We start from the raw sequence: 262 nt of genomic DNA on the forward strand, positions 1-262 counted from the left end.
TATTTGGCGGTTTTGCTCATGCCTTGAGAGCCGCTGTCAGCCTGGCCCTGATTGTCATACGGGTTAGGCGAGGCGCAGCCGGACAGCAAGGCCACGGCAGTAGCGACAATAATCAAACGACGCTTGGTGAACATGGAGAGCTCCTGGTTTTTCGCATTCTGTGGTGCAGCGGCCACTGGGTAAAATGGACCTGCGCGGGCGTTGGATCATGACAATGCACAAAAATTCCGCCGGGCACTCGTGACAAAATATTCAGGCGCGC

Annotated in this window: 1 pseudogene; it reads right to left on the reverse strand. The window is 55.7% G+C overall.

What is annotated here, in order from left to right:
- Positions 1-134 (reverse strand): annotated as a pseudogene (locus BK660_RS30455) (lipoprotein); the annotation flags it as partial.
- Between the last annotated feature and the right edge of the window lie 128 nt (positions 135-262).

Origin of the sequence: Pseudomonas brassicacearum (genome assembly GCF_003732265.1) — a bacterium.
Classification (GTDB): domain Bacteria; phylum Pseudomonadota; class Gammaproteobacteria; order Pseudomonadales; family Pseudomonadaceae; genus Aquipseudomonas; species Aquipseudomonas brassicacearum_D.